Source organism: Terribacillus sp. FSL K6-0262 (assembly GCF_037977385.1).
Taxonomy (GTDB): domain Bacteria; phylum Bacillota; class Bacilli; order Bacillales; family Amphibacillaceae; genus Terribacillus.
This window is the reverse complement of sequence record NZ_CP150277.1, coordinates 2,265,251-2,283,574: the sequence shown is the minus strand read 5'-3', so window position 1 is coordinate 2,283,574 and position 18,324 is coordinate 2,265,251. Positions and strand designations below refer to the sequence as shown.

The window sequence follows — 18,324 nt, the reverse complement described above, 5'->3', positions numbered from 1 at the left end:
GGTTCGTGACACATGCAAGACTCACCACAATAATAAAAAGCCGGTCCCATAGCCGGCTCCATCTAATATAAACCGACAACTCCCTCGCCTCTCGTCAATTCCCTCACCAGAATTCCAATATTTCATCCTGCTATTTCTTTCCTTCGGTACATACATGAACTTCTTGGTCATATAAGCATGCGCTCCCGGTAAATAAAAAAGCCCGCCAAATTTGGCGGGGTGTGGTTCTGTTACTGCGCTTGCTTCAGTATATCCAATTGTTCGGCGACATATTGTTCATGCATCCATTTCAGAAAATCATACTCCGTGGCTGTGGAAGGGCGTTTCAATTCTTGCTCCACTTGGTCGACAAAAGATAAAAAGCTGATCATTGCTAATTACCTCCTCTGATTATAGCCTCTTCCATCATTCTAATAGAGAAAGGAAAGCTTGACAACAAATTTTCAAAATATTCACGACAAATTAATCTTTTAACCCATAATCCCTTAATCTTCCTTTTTGTGCAGCCGAAGCTCCAAATGGCTGATTCGCTGCTTCAGGGCATCAACATCCGCTTTCGTCGCAAGTCCCAGCTCACTTGCTTTCTTTTGCATATTCTCCTGGTTTTTCTCGTTCCATTCATTGGATTTTGCTTCTCCCTTTTCAACAAAGCGCTGAATCAAATCCTTCGCTTGCTGCGGCGTAATCTCTCCTTTTTCCACCAGCTCTTTCAATTTGGCATCCAACTTCTCTTTTCCAGCCAAAGCAGCACCTACACCTAAGAGAAATCCTTTACGTAATAAATCTGCCATTTTCACAACCTCCTAGTCTTATTTATGGATCTAAGCATCAGAACATGCTTGATGAAAAGAATTAAGCTTAACCCAAAAAACAGGAACGTCAGTATGAATCCGACAAGGATCAGCCATAATGTATGCTGGATGATTCCATGAATGCCAATGTATGCAGAGCCTGCTGTCAGGGTGAGCAGCAGCACCGTATAAAAGAAGTAAAATTGGTGCATCAACTGGTTCTTCTGCTTATCCCGCTCCCAGCTCCGCTGCTTCTCCCCGTCCGTCAGCCAATCAACGAGTGCCCGCGGCATGGATAAGAAGGGTCGGAGCGAATTTGTCAGGATACCAGTATAGATGGAACTATGTTTTTTCGATCCTCTCATCCAGCGGAGGATGACAGGTTTTCCCCATTCTACCAAATCTGCCTGCGGATAAATGATGGCCACCAGGCCAATTGCCAGGGAAACTGCCCGGCCAAGGAAAGCAAAATCGGCCGGCAGCTGAATCGGCTGTTCCTTCACGATCACCTGCAGCTCTTCCATCAATTGAAGGAAGGAGTCCGTGTCCCCTACATCAAGCTGTCCGCCTTTATATAAATCCACCGTCTTCCGGATGATCCGCTTCACCTTCTCGGAATCGGCGGAAGGGAGCAGGAATTCCATTTTGTAAAGCGCCTGGATGACCGCTTCATAATCATCCAGAACCACCCCTTGTATGGCTTCCCTTAAATAGTCGGTATCCGTTGCCCTGATTTCCCCGACCATACCGAAATCGAGCAGTACGATCTTCCCGTCCGGCTGTACCATGATATTGCCTGCATGGGGATCCGCATGGAACATCCCGCTGTTGAGGAACTGATCGGCGAAGAACTGAAAAAGCGCCCTGGCCACTTGCTCACGCGGAATCTTCTGTGCATCAAGATAGTCGGTGTCCGTCACCTTCCTGCCCTCTATCCAGTCCATCACCAGCACTCTTCCGGTGCAGAGCTCTGGATAATAATTCGGCATGTTGATCTCCGTATTCCCTTTGTAGCGTTTCTTGAAATAATCCGCATGCTCCAGTTCTTTCCGAAAGTCCAATTCCCTGCTGATGATTGTCACGATTTCGGCATACAACGCCTTCATATCCGATTTTTTGCCGATACTAGTGAACTTTCGGAGCAGGAAGAAAATGATCCGAAGCGCTTTGAAGTCCATGTGAAATATCTGCCTAGCATTATGACGCTGGACTTTCACAGCTATCTTTTTTCCATTCTTCAGGCGTGCCTCATACACATCGCCGATAGAAGCAGAAGCTATCGGGTGAGGATTCAGATCCCTGATCTCTGACTCATAATGGCTGCCAAGTTCTTCTCGTAATATTGCTTCCGAATAGACAAACGGCATCGGCCTTACTTTATCCACAAGTCCTTCCATTTCCCGGATGAATACCTTGGGCAGTAAATCTGCGCGCGAACTGAGAAACTGCCCTAACTTGACCAGCAACCCGCCCTTCTTTTCGGCCGTCTTCCGATACTCCCTCGCCTGCTTCGTCAGCAATGCTTTCCATTCCTGTTTATCCTGTTCATCCCATACACGGCTATGCAGGAAATAAAACCAATAAATCTGCAGCATGAACCGGATGACCATCCAAACAATAGGCAGAATACGCCGAGTGGATCTGACACGCATGTGCACACCTCTTTTTTTCAGACAATTGCCTTCTTTCTTGCTATTCCCATTATAGCTAGTCTTTCTCCTGCTTGTCTATTAACCTGCCAACGTGTCGAAAAATGTTAAAATAACCGTTTTATAAATATTTTTTATTAAAACAGTTTATTTTTTATCGGAAAACGCTTACAATATTGATATATAAGACTGATGATAAAACCAATATTCCTTAACGGAGGTATAGTATGTCTACCATATCTAAAAATGCTGTTCTGCCTGAGAAACGTCCCTCTGAAGATATGAAGTCAAACAAACAGTTTTTATACCCTTCCTACCTGCTGGAAAACCAGCTGATGGATGCTGTACAGAATGGAGATTTGAACGAGGCATTATCGATCATTGAAAGCCTGTCCACTTCTGAACGCCCGAAGTATGCCTTTCAACCGCTGCGATCCGCCAAGAACCAATTGATCAGCATCTGCACCTTATACACACGTGCCATCCTGCGCGGCGGTGCTTCACAGGAGGTAGCTTCCACTCTGAATATGACCTACATGCTGGAAATCGAAAATTGCCAGACAGAGCAGGAGCTTTCCGATTTGGAATATGATATGCTCGTCCGTTTCATCGAAGGCTTGAACAAAAGCCGCGCGACGCAATACTCCAATATCATCAATGAAGCGATTGCGTACATACAATCGCATATTCTGGAGGATCTGAGCTTACAGGCTATCAGCTCCCACTGCAAAGTGAACCCGAGCTATCTTTCCCATCTATTCAAAAAAGAAGTCGGCGTATCCACGGTACAGTTCATCAACCAGAAAAAGATCGAGGAATCCAAATATTTCTTGCTTCATACGAATCAATCCATTGCTGACTTAGCCAAAAAATTCAACTTCTGCAACCAAAGCTACTTTACAGCTCAATTCAAGTACTATACATCAATGACGCCAAAGCAATTTCGCGACTCACGTCCAATTTAAAAAGCTGCACAGGTCATCCTGTGCAGCTTTTTCATGGGCTTTTCAACTCGATCAATGGTTTCCATAAACGCAGCATCCAGCGCTGGGAAAGGACAAGTACGATACCGACAGTGACTATCAGGAGTCCTGCAATATCCATGCCATTGCTCACTTCGAATACATCGTCCACACGGATCCACTGGATGAAGAAACCATGCAGCAGATAAACATACAATGTCCGCTGCCCATACTTTGTAAAAGGCATCTCTTTATCGGGCACCAGCGTCAGAATGCTCAGCATCATCAACGCCGACACAAGATAAATAAACAAACGGATCACTCCGCCGCTTCCGCCAGCACCAAGCATGGCATAGGATTTCGATCCAAGCAGCCAATCTGTCGGTAGGTCAGGGTACAGATACAGCATGACAGCTGCAGCCAGGAGCAGCACTGCCGCCCCTATTCGAATCGGCGTATGTCGCAGTACGTGCAGCTGCTCTTTTGTCACCCAATACCCAATCAAGAAAAATGGGAAGAATACAAATGTTCGGGAGAGGCTTAATGCTGCTCCGATCTCATCAATATATCCTGCCAGCAAGCCAATGAAAACAGCCAGTGGAATTCCCAGCGCTGGCTTGATTTTCTTGAATGGAATAAGCAGCATATGCCAGCAGAACAAGCTCAGCAAAAACCATAGTGCCCACTGCGGCACAAGGATGGACTCCAGCCAATTTTCTTTTCCGATGGTAAAGTAATAAATCGTGTAAATGAATTGAAAGAAAAGAAACGGCAACAGGAGCTTTTTCGCCAGCTTTTCGATAGCGGCCCTGTTCGCGGCCCCCTTGGCAAAAAATCCAGCCAGGAAGATGAAAACAGGCATATGAAAGGTATATATCCATGTATAGCTCATTTGCAGGAATAACATGTCCTGATAAGGCTGTATCAAGTGTCCGAACACGACAAAGGTAATCATAAGCAGTCTTGCATTATCAAAATACGCATCGCGTTTTCGTTCCATACTATCGCTTCCTTCTAGGATGTATTCCTTCCATCGTAAGGAGCAAACAGCAGAAACGCTATAGCTTATGCCCATTCTTCATCGACTTGTTAGCTAGCTGTCAAAAGACTGTCATCTACGAAATACAAGCGTAAAATGACGGGAAAGATTATCCAGCTTCAGGCTTCTTTTTTGCCCGTGCCGAAGTTTTTCGCCTTGTCGTCTTCTTGGCGGCTGGTTTATCCTTCTTCGCTTTATCCAGTGATGCCTGCAGGGCATCCATCAGATTGGTGACATTGCTCGGCTGTTTCTTCGCTGTCGGGATATGAACGTCTTCATGATCGCGTTTTGCCTGAATGAGATCGAGCAAGGCCTCACGATATTCATCATTATATTTGTCCGGATCGAAGGTAGCTGTAAGCTGTTCGATGAGCAGCTTGGCTGTTGTGAGCTCTTTTTCGGCAATGCTGTCTTCCGCCGGGATATTCGGCACATCAGCCACACTCCGCACCTCATCCGGATAATGAATCGTCTCAACGACCAGCACATTCTGATATACCCGGATGACGGCGAGCTGCTGCTTGGAACGGATGATCATCGAGGCTACCCCTATTTTGCCCGTCTCTTCCAGTGCCTTTCGCAATAAACTGTACGCCTTGGTCCCTCCTTCATTCGGAGACAGGTAATAGCAGCGTTCGAAATAAATGGGATCTATTTCCTCCAAGCTGACAAAGTCAACGATTTCCACCGCTTTGTCTTCCTGCTCCTTTTGTAATGCCTGCAATTCTTCTTCATCAAGTACGACGAATTTATTTTTCGTGTATTCATAGGCTTTGACAATATCTTCTGCCTGCAGTTCCTTCTCACAATGCGGACATACTTTCTCATATTTGACCGGTGTATTGCACTCTTTATGCAGCTGCCGCAACTTCACGTCTTTATTTTCCGTGGCAGCATGCATTTTCACTGGAATATTCACAAGTCCGAAGCTGATTGTTCCCTTCCACATCGTATGCATTGAACTCTTCACTCCTTTTTAGCCTAGTTTGTACGTCTGTTCTATGTTTAATTCCGGCAGAATGCTCTCAAACTAGAGAAAAAGGAGAGAATATCAATGGAGGTAATGAAACCGATCTATCAGGATACCTATCCTGTCGGGGAAGACTGGATATATGAAGTCAAATATGACGGTTTCCGGGCTGTACTGAACGTCACCAAGGACAGCGTGACGCTGACAAGCAAAAATGGCATCGATTTGACCGCCCAATTCCCGGAGATCATCACCTACTGCGAACAGCAAAGGCATGCAGTGGATGCACATATCCCTTTCACAATCGATGGGGAATTAATCGTACCGAAAAACATATTGAGCGGGGACTTTGGTTTGCTGCAAACTCGCGGACGGTTGAAATCAGCCGATCGAATCGAACGGATTGCAGCTGCACGCCCTGCTGTGCTGATGGCTTTCGATTTACTTATCGATGCCGGCAAAAAGCAGGAAAGACGGCGGCTCACTTCGCGCAAGCAAGCACTGCAAGAACTCATCCATTCATTCGAAGGACAGCCGGCAGCTGTAAAATATGTAGCTTATCATTCAGAACCTGGGACGCTTTTGGAATCTGTCATCCTGCATCAAGGGGAAGGCATCATCGCCAAGCGCTCTTCCAGTACTTATAAGGCAGGCAAACAGCATCACGATTGGTACAAAATAAAGAATTGGCGCACGATCACAGCAGTGCTGACAGCATACGATAAAGAAAATGATTATTTCCATGCTCAGCTGGCAGATGAGCATGGTCATTTCGTGCCGATCGGAAAATGCAAGCATGGGATGGAAGAGGCTGAGCGCCATGCTCTTACTGCCTTTTTTAAAGAGAACGGGAACAAGGACAATAATCTTCTGATACTCCCTCCAGCCATCTGCGCAAAAATCGACTGCCTTGGCCAGGCAGACGAAGAGCTGCGCGAACCGAGATTCCATAGTTTGACACCGACCATAGCAGCAGCTGATTGCACAATACAGCAAGCAGCCATTGATCTTGCCCAATTTCCGGAAACAGTTGAATTAAGCAAGCTGGACAAGCTTTACTGGGAAGAGGCGCGAATCGATAAGCTGCGTTACCTGCTTTATATCCGGGCAGTGGCACCGTTCATGCTACCCCATATGATAAATAGGGAAATGACAATCATCCGCTGTCCTGACGGGGTTGAAGCAGATTTCTTTTATCAGAAGCACAGGCCAGATTATGCCCCAGACTTCATTCCTGATACGAAGGCGCTGCAATGCCCGGATCTTCAGACTCTCATCTGGTTTGCGAACCATGGGAGCATCGAATTCCATGCCCCTTTTCACCATATCGGCAGCGAATCGCCGCAGGAAATCGCCATCGACCTTGATCCGCCGGCAGAAGATGCCCTTCCATTGGCAATCAAGGCTGCCAATCTGCTTAAAGACTGGCTTGATCAAATGCATCTCCATGCATTCATAAAGACTTCCGGCAGCAAAGGACTGCAGCTGTACATTCCATTGCCAGATAAGCAGCTCAGCTATGAAGAAGCAGGCACCTTCACCGAAGCTTTGGCAAGATTACTCGTCCAGCAGCATCCTGATCTTTTTACAATCGAGAGAATGAAAAAGAATCGACATGAGCGTCTGTATATCGACTATGTTCAGTTCGGGAAGGGGAAAACATTACCGGTTCCTTACACCGCCCGGAAGCGGACAAGTGGTACTGTCAGCACTCCATTATTCTGGGAAGAAGTAAATCCAGGGCTAACACTGGATGACTTCACCATTTATACTGTTCCGGAGCGCATACGGCAAAAAGGCTGCCCCTTTGCTTCTTATGAAGAAGCCAGGAACAGCCAAAGACTGGATTCGATTCTCCGCTTGGTTTGATCAGTTGAACTCGAGCGCCCAGGCTCCTTGACGGAAGACAGCCACAGTGGTGCCGTCTTCTTTTACACCATCGATATCAAGATCAGCTGACCCGATCATGAAATCTTCATGCATGATGCTGTCATTCACACCCGCTGCCTCAAGTTCTGCAGCAGTCATATCATTGCCGCCTGCAATACAAGTCGGATACGCCTTCCCTAATGCAAGGTGGCACGATGCATTTTCATCGAACAATGTATTATAAAAAATCAAACCCGATTGTGATACCGGTGATTTATGCGGAACTAGCGCCACTTCCCCAAGACGTTTGGAGCCGGGATCAGCTTCCAGCAGATTTTTCAGCGCTTTCTCGCCTTTTTCTGCCTTATAGTCCACCACTTCGCCATCCTTGAATGTCAGCTGGAAGTTTTCGATCAGCTGACCATTGAAGTTGTATGGCAAGGTGCTGGATACCGTTCCATTTACGCCGTTCTTATGCGGCATCGTGAATACTTCTTCCGTAGGGATATTAGCGTTGAATTCTACCCCTGCTTCTGTAGGACCTGAACCACCACTCCAAATATGACCCTTTGGCAGCTCGATTGTTAAGTCTGTTCCCTTGGACTTATAGATCAATTTGGAGAACTGCTGCTTATTCATGAAGTCCGCTGCAAGATGCAGCTGTTTATTATGCGCTTTCCAAGCTTCATTCGGGTCTGTATTTCCAGTGACCCGGCTGATGCGCAGGATTTCTTCCATCATGGCTTCCTGCGCCTCCTCGATGGATTTGTCAGGGAATACCTTTTTGGACCAGGCTGCTGTCGGATAAGCGACAATCGACCATTGCATTTTATCTTTCATCATCCAGTCCCGATAAGGTGTCAGTCCTTTTCCAGCTGATTTCATATACGCCGCCACTTTATCCCCATCGGCTTTTTCCAGTAAATCTGGATTTTCACCGAGGATATTCAGAACTGCATAGTCATCCTTCACCATCTCATTGCGGGCATGGAATTTCCATGCAGGCACGTTCTCCAGAAATTCAATCGGAGCATGGTTATAGCGTTGAAGAACCAGCTCGTCATCGATCCATTCTGTATGTACATCTTTAGCTCCTGCTTTATACGCCTCTTCTGCAACCATCCGGACGAAGCGTACCGCTTCGATTGGTGCAACCAGCAGAAGCCCTTGTCCCTTTTGCAGATTAACGCCGGTCTGGATGGCCAGTCTGGCGAATTGCTGCAGCTGTTCTTCGAATTTTTTCATTGCAAACCCCTCCATAAACAAACTTATGTACATCTTCATTATATATTAAAATTAGAATATTCACGAAACATAAGGATTAATAAAAGGCTGCCCGAGATAAACTCGGGCAGCCTTAGGCAGTTCATTCATTGGTCAAAGCTTGCTCCAACGTTTCAATATTCTTGTTCATCAGACTGAAATAATCTTCGCCAGCATCGATTTCATCCTCGGTAATGGTCTCCAAATTGTGGATCCTGAGGACATCAGCCCCGATTTCATCCTGTACGATGGTTGCCACCTTCGGCGAAATATTCTGTTCGAACAGTACATAGTTCAATTTATTATCTTCTGCCGTATGGATGATCTCCTCTAATTCCTGCTGAGAAGGTTCATTCGTTGGGGATAAACCAGTTATGGCAATCTGCTCAATACCGTAACGGTCTTCCCAGTATCCATATGCAGCATGGGACACGATGATTTTCTTATTTTCTTTTCCTTCGACCGCCTGCTGGAATTTCTGATCAAGCTCATCCAATTCTTCTGCGACTGCCTTGTAATTGTCCTCATAAGTCGTTTCGTTGTCAGGATCCAGTTCTACAAGGGTATTCTTCATATTTTCCGCCATCTGTTTTGCACGTTCTGGATCAAGCCAGTAATGCGGATCGATACTGCCATGATCATGGTGATGTGCTTCTTCTGCTGATTCTTCACTATGATCGTGTTCTTCTTCTGTTGCTTCTTCGTGGCTATGATCGTGCTCTTCCTCTGTTGCCTCTCCATGGCTATGCTCATGTTCTTCATCAAAAGGAAGCAAATTGATGCCATCTGCAAGCTGGGCAATCTTTACATCCTCGTCACCGACAGCATCCGCGATCGTCTTGGCATATGTTTCCAGTTCATCACTTGAATACAGGAAAGCATCTGCTTTCGCAATATCGACCATCTGATTCGAGGTTGGTTCGAAGCTATGTGCGTCACTGCCAGCTGGGATCACGGACTCCACTTCCACTTGGTCCCCGCCAATTCTTTCGGCAAAGTATTGAATCGGATAGATGGTGGTATATATCTTCATTTTGCCATTCTCCGAACTTTCTTGACTTCCGCTGTCCGAACAAGCTGCAAGCAAAACGAAAAGCAGGGCTGTACTGATTAAAAATAACGATTTCTTCAACAATGGTATTCCTCCCGTTACGATATAAGCTCTAATCGAGATTATATCGTAACCATTACTATCTGTAAACAGTAATTATTACGTTTCTGTCACAAAAAATACTGCCTATCAATCAATTATTGACAGGCAGGACAAATGCCATACACCTCGAAGTTATGGTTTTCTATTGTATAGCCGCCCGGCAGCGCTGTTTGCACGTCTGCTATCGGGCAGACATCAATCGCTTTCGTTATGCCGCATTGCTTACAGATGAAGTGATGATGATGGCCTTCTATATTGCAATGGAAACGGAAATGCTTATCTCCATCTATTGTTGTCATCTCCAGGATGCCAAGCTCCGACATCGTATAAAGATTTCTGTACACAGTATCATAACTTGCGCTTGGAAAATCCTCTCGAAATTCTTTCCAAAGATCGGTCACCGCGGAATACTGGGATCGTTTCTGGAAAATATCCAGCAGTTTTTCGCGCTGCTTTGTCTGTTTAAAGCCATTTTCCTTCAGAATATGCATCGCACGTTCACTATTCATACGCTTTCCGTCCTTTATCTTGCAAAATTATTTAGGGTGCTTCTCGATATGCAAGTCTGCCTCCAGACTCACTTCTACATTGCCTTTTATCGCTCTTGTGATCATACAGCTCTCTTCCGCTTTGACAGCAAGCTTCTCCAGCATATGGAATTGCTTTTCCGTCGCCTCTTCTTTTAAATATACTGTCGGCCGATGGATGATTCGCTTGTATGTGATCACACCATTGGTTTCATCAACGATGCCTTCCGACTCCAATTTCATGGATGACAGCGGCAGGTGAGCCCGTTCAATCATTGCTGCCAAAGTGATGATATAGCAAGTAGCCGCTGCTCCGAGCAGCATCTCATCCGGATTCGTACCGATGCCAGGACCACCCATTTCTGGCGGAATGCTGATTTCTGTCTTCAGATTTCCTGCTTCGATTGTACCGGAGCTGTTCCTTCCTCCCGGCCAGGCTGCCGCTAAATGAAAATGATGTTCTGACATGGTACTCGTCCCCTTCTGCTATCTATATGCTGTCTTCTATTTTAACGCTTCTCAGCTTGAAAGACAAAATGTCTGTTCAAAAAAGACCTTTCACCATTAAGTGAAAGGTCTTTTATAGTTTATTCAGTTTGAGCAGAATCCTCTTTCTTATGCTCGACTTTATTTTTGCCAGACACAATCCAGCCGATCACGGCAATAGCGACCAGTACACCATAGAAGATAAGCTTCCACGCAGTCGAATGTGCAAAATCATGCGGCAGTACGCCAAGTGAGTCGTGGGAGAGCGTGCTCACGACCAGCTTTACACCTACCCATCCGACGATGACGAAAGCTGCTACTTCCAAAGCAGGTCGTGTATGGAGCAAGTCAACGAAAATGTTCGCTGCAAATCGCATGATGATGATACCGATCATTCCGCCTGCAAGGACGACAGCGAATTGTCCGGTATCCAAACTTCCTACTTCTCCCCAGCCTGTCGGCGGAAGTGCAACAGCCAGTGCTACCGCAGCAAGGATGGAATCGACCGCAAAAGCAAGGTCGGCAAGTTCGACTTTCAAGACCGTCATCCAGAAGCCACTTTCTTTTTTCGGCTTCTTATTAGTGACATCATCATTTTTAGAACTGAACTTGTCGTACAGGTTCTTTATGGATATGAACAGTAGATACGCAGCACCTATTGCCTGTACTTGCCAAACATCGACAAGGAAGGAAATGACGAATAGGGATGCGAAGCGGAGGATAAATGCCCCGAGCAGCCCATAGAAAAGTGCTTTTTTACGCTGTTTTTCAGGCAAATGCCTAACCATGATTGCGAGTACCAATGCGTTATCCGCGGCAAGAATACCTTCCAGTCCGACAAGGACGATCAGAACCCAGCCATACTCTAAAAGTAATTGTGCATCCATGTAGTTACGCTCCTTTTATGTGTAGTATGCGACTTTCTTTGCAATCATACTCCATCTTAGTGAAGGCGTAACGCTTTTTATCAAAAAAAGCGAGACCTTTACCAAGATGGTAAAGGTCTCGCTAACAACGTCTGAGTTGCCAATAAAGCCGGAGATTTCTCTCGGAATGACGACTTTATTGTGTAGCTACTCCCCTTTAAAAGCATATTGCGCTTATCACACACTCAGTGTAGTCGAATATCAGAACAATGTCAACTGCTTATTGCAGATACTTGCCAAGATCTGCTTTCAGCTTCTCCAATAGCTTCAAGCTGCTTTCGTAGCTCGCGCTGCTGACACCATAATAGCTTTTGATTTTCGGTTCCGTTCCGGATGGACGCAGACACACCCAGCTATCCTTCTCAAGAAGCAGCTTTATGACATTTTCCTGAGGAAGTGTCAGCTTCTCTTCAGAACCAGACTCGAGATGACGGCGTGTCTGTGCGGAATAATCCTCCACTGCAATGATCTTCAGACCGCCAAGCTCCTGTGGTGTATCGGCACGGACAGCATCCATCATCGCTGCGATCTTCGCGGCACCATCTTTACCTTTCAATGTGATGGAATGAAGATCCTCCAGGAAGTAGCCATGCTTTTCGTAAAGTACATGCAATGCCTCCAGCAGCGTCTTGCCTTGCGCCCGCCAGTGAGCAGCCATTTCACAAGCGATCATAGCAGCCTGTACAGCATCCTTATCACGTACGAAATCACCGATCAAATAACCGTAGCTCTCTTCATAGCCAAAGAGGAATTTCTCGCCGGTGGTTTCGAATTGCTTGATTTTCTCACCGATATATTTGAACCCCGTCAGCGTATCAATCGTCTCCACGCCATATGATGCTGCCACTGCGCGTCCCATTTCAGTCGTCACGATGGTCTTGACGAGCCTCCCGCTGTGTAGATCATCCTCTGATGCATTGGTCAGTACGTAATCAAGCATCAAAGTACCAAGCTGGTTCCCTGTCAATACTTGATATGCACCTTTTCCGTCCTGTACAGCAACTCCCAGGCGATCCGCATCAGGATCGGTCCCAATCAGTACATCCGCTCCGATCTCCGCACCTTGTTCCATCGCCAGTGTAAAGGCTTGATGCTCTTCCGGATTCGGAGATTCCACGGTCGAGAACTCCGGATCCGGCTGTGCCTGCTCTTTCACCACATGTACATGCTGGAAGCCAAGCTGGTCCAAACCGCGCAGGACAAGATCATGGGATGTACCGTGAAGCGGTGTGAATACAATCTGGAGTTTGTCCAGCTGCTCTTTCGCAGAATCGGACATGTTTGAGATCGTCTTTAATTCTTGGAGGTAGGCACTATCTACATCCTCCCCAATGGAATGCAGCAGACCATTTTTGCGGATTGTCTCCAAATCCGCGACTTCCACCGCCAATTCATCTTCGACTTTGGCAATTTCCGCTATGATTGCCTCTGCCTGCGCCGGCGGGATCTGACCGCCGTCTTCATTATAGACTTTGAAGCCATTATATTCAGGCGGGTTATGACTCGCTGTGATCATGATGCCGGCTGCAGCATTCAAATGACGCACCGCGAAGGATAGCAGCGGAGTCGGACGAAGCGATTCGAAAACATGCGCACGGATTCCATGCGCTCCCAGGACACGGGCAGTTTCATCCGCAAACTCGGCAGACATGTAACGGGAATCATAAGCAACTGCTACGCCGCGTTCCTTGTAATCTGCAACGTTCTTCTCCATGTACACTGCCAGCCCTTCCACTGCCTTGCGGACAGTATAGATGTTCATACGGTTCGTTCCCGCTCCCAGCACGCCGCGCATACCGCCTGTCCCGAATGTCAGCTCTTTATAAAAAGCATCTTCCAAAGCAGCTTCATCCTCGGCGATTTTCGCCAATTCCTCTTTATATTTAGGATCAAGACTTGTAAATGAACTCCATTTCTGATATGTATCTTGCCATGCCATGTGCTTTCCTCCTGAAAAATAAGTATAGTGAGATTTTACCACATTATAATGTGAAATGGCGCAGAATCCCCATCTTGCTGGAAATTCAATAAAAACTTTGGGAAAGGGTTACGCCGAAGCCCGGCTATGCTATGCTAGGCTATATCAATAACTGGAAAGGTACGATTTAGTTGACTCAGAAAAAATGGTTTCAAGGCCTTGTGGCCGCTGTCCTGACTTTCACCCTGATCCTGTTGATTTCGAAAGTGGGCTTCATTTTCCGGCCCCTAGCCGCATACATAGGCGCCATCGCATTCCCGATGATCGCGGCCGGCCTTCTATTCTATATCACCAAACCGCTGGTGCGGCTCCTTGAAAGGATCCGTTTCCCGAAATGGGTGGCCATCCTGACGATATTCCTGCTCTTGATCGGATTGGGTTATATCGTATTCCAATTCGCTGCACCAATCGTGCAGAAGCAATTTCAGGCTTTGGTGAATAATATCCCGGGAATAACCAATGAAATTATGTCCATCGTGGATTATTGGGAAGAGAATCACTCTGCCCTGCCGGATCAAGTGGAAGAATCCATCATGAATTATGCTTCGAACTTGCAATCCAGTCTGCAGGACATCCCAGGTTATCTCATCAGTTTCATTTCCAGCCTGGTCAACTTCCTGTTCACGCTTGTCTTAATTCCCTTTTTCTTATTCTTTATGCTCAAAGATGGGGAAAAATTGATTCCATTCATCACGAAATTCTTCGATGAGAAAAAAGGAGCAAGCGTGAAAAAACTGATGGAAGATGTGAATCATACGCTGGCCTCCTTTATCCAGGGCCAGTTCATTGTATCGGTATGCGTCGGCACCATGCTGTTCATCGGCTATTCGCTCATCGGGCTGAAATATGCCTTCACGCTTGCTGTCATCGGACTCGTTTTCAATGTCATCCCGTTTCTCGGGCCATATCTGGCAGCTGCGCCAGCCATCCTGGTCGCCTTTTTCCAAGAGCCCAAATTGGCTATACTGGCTGCCATCGTCATGCTGATTGCCCAGCAGATCGAAGGAAATCTCATTTCCCCGAATGTCATGGGCAAAGTCTTGAGCATCCATCCGCTGACAGTCATCACGCTGATTCTGGCTGCCGGAAACATTGCCGGCTTCCTCGGTCTTCTGTTCGTCATTCCGTTTTATGCCGTTTGCAAAGCGGTCGTTTCCCACTTTTACCGGGAATGGGTCGATTATAGAATGAAGAAAAAATCAGCTGCTGGAATTCAGGCAGATTAGGAGGCGCATGATCATGAACAATACGCCTCCCTTATGGACGAAGGCCTTTGTTTTCCTGCTGCTGGGCAATCTTTTTACTTTCATGAGCTTCCAGATGCTGCTGCCGAATCTGCCTCCTTATATTGCCTCCATCGGCGGCAGCAGCCTTCAAGTAGGATTGGTGACGACATCCTTTTCAGTCGCAGCAATTCTGATCAGGCCGTTCATCGGCCATATCCTGCTGACGAAAAAAAGGAAAATGCCGGTTCTTATCGGCTCTTTCCTTTTACTCGTCTGTACAATCCTTTATCCTTTCACTCAAATTGTCACACTTCTGCTGATCTTCCGCTTCCTGCATGGGGCAGCTTGGGGATGGGGCACCACCACCAACGGTACCGCCGCAGTTGACCTTGTGCCGAGAAGGCGTGTCGGAGAAGGCATGGGTTATTTTGGCCTTTCGATAACGATTGGAATGATCATTGCACCAAGCATCGGTATTTTCCTTTATCAAAATTATGATTTCCGCACCCTCGTACTTGTCTCTGTCTTACTAGGCATGATAGCTTTCCTATTCCTGTCGATTACACATTATGCAGAACCTGAAGCACTATCACGGAACCAAGCCAAGCCGCCGAAGTTTTCATTTTTCCGATCATTGATCGAAAAGAAAAGCACTTATCCAGTATTCATCACGTTCCTGACTTCATTCGGATACGGTTCCATCGTTACTTATCTTGTCCTTTTTGGAGAGGAACAGAATCTGACCGGGACATTCCTCTTCTATTTAGCCAATGCCTTATGTGCTACCATTTCGAGACCTTTCACAGGGCGCCTGTTCGATGCCAAGGGACCTTGGCTTTTGATCATGGGCTGTTCCGTGATAGCTTTCCTGGCTATGTGGATACTCAGCATCGCATCGGCAAACTGGTATTTCATCCTTTCCGGGGCTTTGTTCGGGATTGGTTATGGATCAATGATCCCCGCTTTGCAAGCTTGGACGATATCCAAGACGGATGTTGAAAGAAGCGGTATCGCCAATGGCATGTACTATTCATCTATCGATTTTGGCATTGGCCTGAGTGCTGTCATCCTTGGCATTTTGCATCAATTCGTACCGACTTCTTCCCTGTTCCAAATATCGAGTTTCCTATTCTTGCTCGTATTTTTGTTCACGCTGTCCGATTATGTTATCAAGCGTCGAAAAGATCGGCAGCCTGCTATGAATGTTAAAAAAATATAAAGATTTCATCAAAATCATGGCAAGGCAAAAATCCAGGGTAAATAGGTACTATCGTCCTTTTTTCTGCATACCTCGAAGCTTTCATTTGTATTTATTTATAAAAGCATGTAGTATAGGGATAATATTTTCAACATTGTATTTATTTCGGATTGCGATGTTGATGTTGTGCTTCTTCCATAACCCGTCTCAGGGCGGCAGCGGTTTGCAAGGGATTCCCCGGGATCCGGGAATTCTCGCTTGCAGGATAACTGATACCGGCTGGATGGGCTATTGAAGACAAATTGGGGCATTTAAACTTATAAGGAGGATCTATTTATGCAGACTACAAATGTTTTGGAGCTTAAGAAGCAGTATGAACAAACACATTTCGAGCTGTTGAAATTGTTGAACGAACAGGCAAGCCTTAAGCAGCAGCTGAAGGATCTTCCCGAGAGTGAGCGCAGCCAGTCCGAAAAACTGCTGCTGGCAGAGCTGAAAGCACAGAATGAAACAGGCGTCCTCGGGGAATCCTCTTTGGATGCTATCTTCCAAGCTGTGATGAAATCCAAGACGAAGGAAGAAGAAGCTGCCAGCAAGCGTCCGATGCTTGTCTCCCGCTCTTACAAAAACGAAGATACGGTAATCGACCTAAAAGGAGAAAAAGTCGGAACCGGCAAAGCAAGCTTTGTCTTTGGTCCTTGTTCGGTGGAGAGCTATGATCAAGTAGCGGCGGTAGCGGAATCTTTGAAAGACAAAGGACTCAAGCTGCTTCGCGGCGGTGCTTTCAAGCCGCGTACATCCCCTTATGATTTCCAGGGGCTCGGTGTGGAAGGCTTGGAAATCCTGAAGCGTGCAGCGGATGAATACGATTTGGCTGTCATCAGTGAGATCGTGACGCCGCATGACATCGAAAAAGCGCTGGATTTTGTCGACGTCATTCAAATCGGTGCGCGTAATGCTCAGAACTTCGAATTACTGAAAGAAGCAGGCCGTACGAATAAACCAATCCTGCTCAAACGCGCTTTATCCGGTACAATTGCAGAATTCATAGCTGCTGCGGAGTATATCCACTCCGAAGGCAATGGACAAATCATCCTTTGCGAACGCGGTATCCGCACTTATGAAACAGCGACGCGGAATACACTTGATATTTCTGCCGTGCCGATTTTGAAACAGGAAACACATCTTCCTGTCATGGTCGACGTGACGCATTCCACTGGCCGAAAGGACATCATGCTCCCGTGCGCGAAAGCTGCATTGGCTGTCGGTGCAGATGGTGTCATGGCTGAAGTGCACCCGAATCCTGCTGCTGCATTGTCCGATGCAGGCCAGCAAATGGATATTCCGACATTCGATAAATTCTACGACGAACTTGCTGCCTTCCAAGGCAAAATATAAAACATAAATACAGATAAGGGCCGTCACTTCACTGTGACGGCCCTTTCTTATAAGAAATCGATAGCGCAGCTACGGGCGACTCGGCGGTATCCGATTTTTTGATACAGCTTATTCGGACCTGGGTCATCCGCATTCGTGAACAGACAGCAGAATTGTTTTCCATCATGGAGCAATTTAGCCGAAAGTGCTGCCACTAAACTTTGGGCATATCCTTTGCGCTGCTGCTCTGCAGGCGTGAAAACTGCATTGATGACGATCCCATGCCGGCTTTCTCTGGCACAGCCTGCCATACTCACGACATTGCCATCGATCGTCCAGACATACATTCGCTTTTGGGTGATCATCCTGCCGATCACTGTATTCGCTCGTTCTTCCGTCATATCTTCGCCAGTGGCTTTCCCGAATTGCACGAGCCAATCCCGCAGCAAGAGGAAATCTTCTTTGCCTGCCAGACGCATTTCCCCTGCGGCGGCACCGGCATCCTCCACTTGATCAAGCTGATAGATGAACTGATTCATATGGACCTTCATCTGTTTTTCGTAAAGCCTGGACCAAACTCGTGCAAACTGATTTGCCTGTTCCACTGGTCCGATGACTCCAGGAAGGTCGGGCGTCAATGTATTCACAAATCCGGCCAGCTGGGCAGCTTCTTCGTCTTTCCATACCGTGTCATGAGAAAGGATGATACGATTTCCCTTTGTATGCAAGAAGACGGTGCAAATTCCATGGTCATCCTCCCCATATCCAAAAATCGATCCCATATCCTCTCCATCCGCCACTCTTCCCAGCAGCCCTAACAATAAATTATTCTCTGCTTCATGCTGCAGCAATGACTGTTCAGCTTTTGCCAGCAGACGATGCACATCATGTTCCTGTACAAAACGCATTC

17 protein-coding genes are annotated in these 18,324 nt (G+C 46.7%); 5 read left to right on the top strand and 12 right to left on the bottom strand.

The features are described from left to right. Positions 1–230 precede the first annotated feature (230 nt). From MHI54_RS11725 to MHI54_RS11715, 3 genes are all read right to left on the bottom strand, one after another. A complete protein-coding gene (locus MHI54_RS11725) occupies positions 231–371 on the bottom strand; it encodes a hypothetical protein (protein WP_340081524.1) in 141 nt (46 codons plus the stop codon). A gap of 114 nt (positions 372–485) precedes the next feature. After that, on the bottom strand, positions 486–791 hold the full coding sequence (locus tag MHI54_RS11720) for a hypothetical protein (protein WP_340081523.1): 306 nt from the start codon (positions 789–791) through the stop codon (positions 486–488). A gap of 2 nt (positions 792–793) precedes the next feature. Further along, positions 794–2,443 carry an AarF/UbiB family protein gene (locus tag MHI54_RS11715; RefSeq protein WP_340081522.1) on the bottom strand — a complete coding sequence of 550 codons (1,650 nt, stop codon included), beginning with the start codon at positions 2,441–2,443 and terminating at the stop codon, positions 794–796. A 224-nt stretch (positions 2,444–2,667) separates the two neighbouring features. Between MHI54_RS11715 and MHI54_RS11710 the strand changes: the two genes are divergently transcribed. Continuing rightward, positions 2,668–3,405 (top strand): AraC family transcriptional regulator, encoded by a 738-nt coding sequence (locus MHI54_RS11710; RefSeq protein ID WP_095214221.1) that lies wholly within the window; start codon positions 2,668–2,670, stop codon positions 3,403–3,405. Positions 3,406–3,436: 31 nt separating this feature from the next. Here MHI54_RS11710 and MHI54_RS11705 read toward each other — a convergent pair whose 3' ends face one another. Continuing rightward, a complete protein-coding gene (locus MHI54_RS11705) occupies positions 3,437–4,402 on the bottom strand; it encodes an acyltransferase family protein (protein ID WP_340081521.1) in 966 nt (321 codons plus the stop codon). A 148-nt stretch (positions 4,403–4,550) separates the two neighbouring features. Next, the gene (locus MHI54_RS11700; RefSeq protein WP_095214223.1) at positions 4,551–5,399 is read right to left on the bottom strand and encodes a Ku protein; all 849 of its coding nucleotides are present in this window, start codon (positions 5,397–5,399) and stop codon (positions 4,551–4,553) included. A 96-nt stretch (positions 5,400–5,495) separates the two neighbouring features. Between MHI54_RS11700 and ligD the strand changes: the two genes are divergently transcribed. Continuing rightward, complete coding sequence (ligD, locus tag MHI54_RS11695; protein ID WP_095214224.1) at positions 5,496–7,280, top strand: DNA ligase D; 1,785 nt, start codon at positions 5,496–5,498, stop codon at positions 7,278–7,280. Here the strand turns inward: ligD and MHI54_RS11690 are convergent, their stop codons facing one another. The 6 genes from MHI54_RS11690 to MHI54_RS11665 form a co-directional block, all read right to left on the bottom strand. Further along, positions 7,281–8,525: an aminopeptidase gene (locus MHI54_RS11690; protein ID WP_095214225.1), complete on the bottom strand. Its 1,245-nt coding sequence runs from the start codon at positions 8,523–8,525 to the stop codon at positions 7,281–7,283. A gap of 121 nt (positions 8,526–8,646) precedes the next feature. After that, positions 8,647–9,678, bottom strand: a complete 1,032-nt coding sequence (locus MHI54_RS11685) for a zinc ABC transporter substrate-binding protein (RefSeq protein WP_340081519.1) — start codon at positions 9,676–9,678, stop codon at positions 8,647–8,649. Positions 9,679–9,791: 113 nt separating this feature from the next. After that, entirely contained in the window at positions 9,792–10,205 is a 414-nt protein-coding gene (locus MHI54_RS11680) for a Fur family transcriptional regulator (protein WP_095214226.1), read from the bottom strand. 27 nt (positions 10,206–10,232) lie between these two features. Further along, complete coding sequence (locus MHI54_RS11675; RefSeq protein ID WP_095214227.1) at positions 10,233–10,691, bottom strand: OsmC family protein; 459 nt, start codon at positions 10,689–10,691, stop codon at positions 10,233–10,235. 119 nt (positions 10,692–10,810) lie between these two features. Further along, the gene (locus tag MHI54_RS11670; protein WP_095214228.1) at positions 10,811–11,596 is read right to left on the bottom strand and encodes a TerC family protein; all 786 of its coding nucleotides are present in this window, start codon (positions 11,594–11,596) and stop codon (positions 10,811–10,813) included. A 259-nt stretch (positions 11,597–11,855) separates the two neighbouring features. Then, positions 11,856–13,574: a phospho-sugar mutase gene (locus MHI54_RS11665; protein ID WP_095214229.1), complete on the bottom strand. Its 1,719-nt coding sequence runs from the start codon at positions 13,572–13,574 to the stop codon at positions 11,856–11,858. 170 nt (positions 13,575–13,744) lie between these two features. On the opposite strand from MHI54_RS11665, the gene MHI54_RS11660 reads away from it, so the two are divergent. From MHI54_RS11660 to MHI54_RS11650, 3 genes are all read left to right on the top strand, one after another. Then, on the top strand, positions 13,745–14,839 hold the full coding sequence (locus MHI54_RS11660; protein ID WP_095214230.1) for an AI-2E family transporter: 1,095 nt from the start codon (positions 13,745–13,747) through the stop codon (positions 14,837–14,839). 13 nt (positions 14,840–14,852) lie between these two features. After that, the gene (locus tag MHI54_RS11655) at positions 14,853–16,058 is read left to right on the top strand and encodes an MFS transporter (RefSeq protein WP_233134734.1); all 1,206 of its coding nucleotides are present in this window, start codon (positions 14,853–14,855) and stop codon (positions 16,056–16,058) included. A gap of 315 nt (positions 16,059–16,373) precedes the next feature. Continuing rightward, the gene (locus tag MHI54_RS11650; RefSeq protein ID WP_095214232.1) at positions 16,374–17,435 is read left to right on the top strand and encodes a bifunctional 3-deoxy-7-phosphoheptulonate synthase/chorismate mutase; all 1,062 of its coding nucleotides are present in this window, start codon (positions 16,374–16,376) and stop codon (positions 17,433–17,435) included. Between the two features lie 47 nt (positions 17,436–17,482). On the opposite strand, the gene MHI54_RS11645 is transcribed toward MHI54_RS11650, so the two are convergent. Next, positions 17,483–18,322 carry a GNAT family N-acetyltransferase gene (locus MHI54_RS11645; protein ID WP_095214233.1) on the bottom strand — a complete coding sequence of 280 codons (840 nt, stop codon included), beginning with the start codon at positions 18,320–18,322 and terminating at the stop codon, positions 17,483–17,485. Positions 18,323–18,324 lie beyond the last annotated feature (2 nt).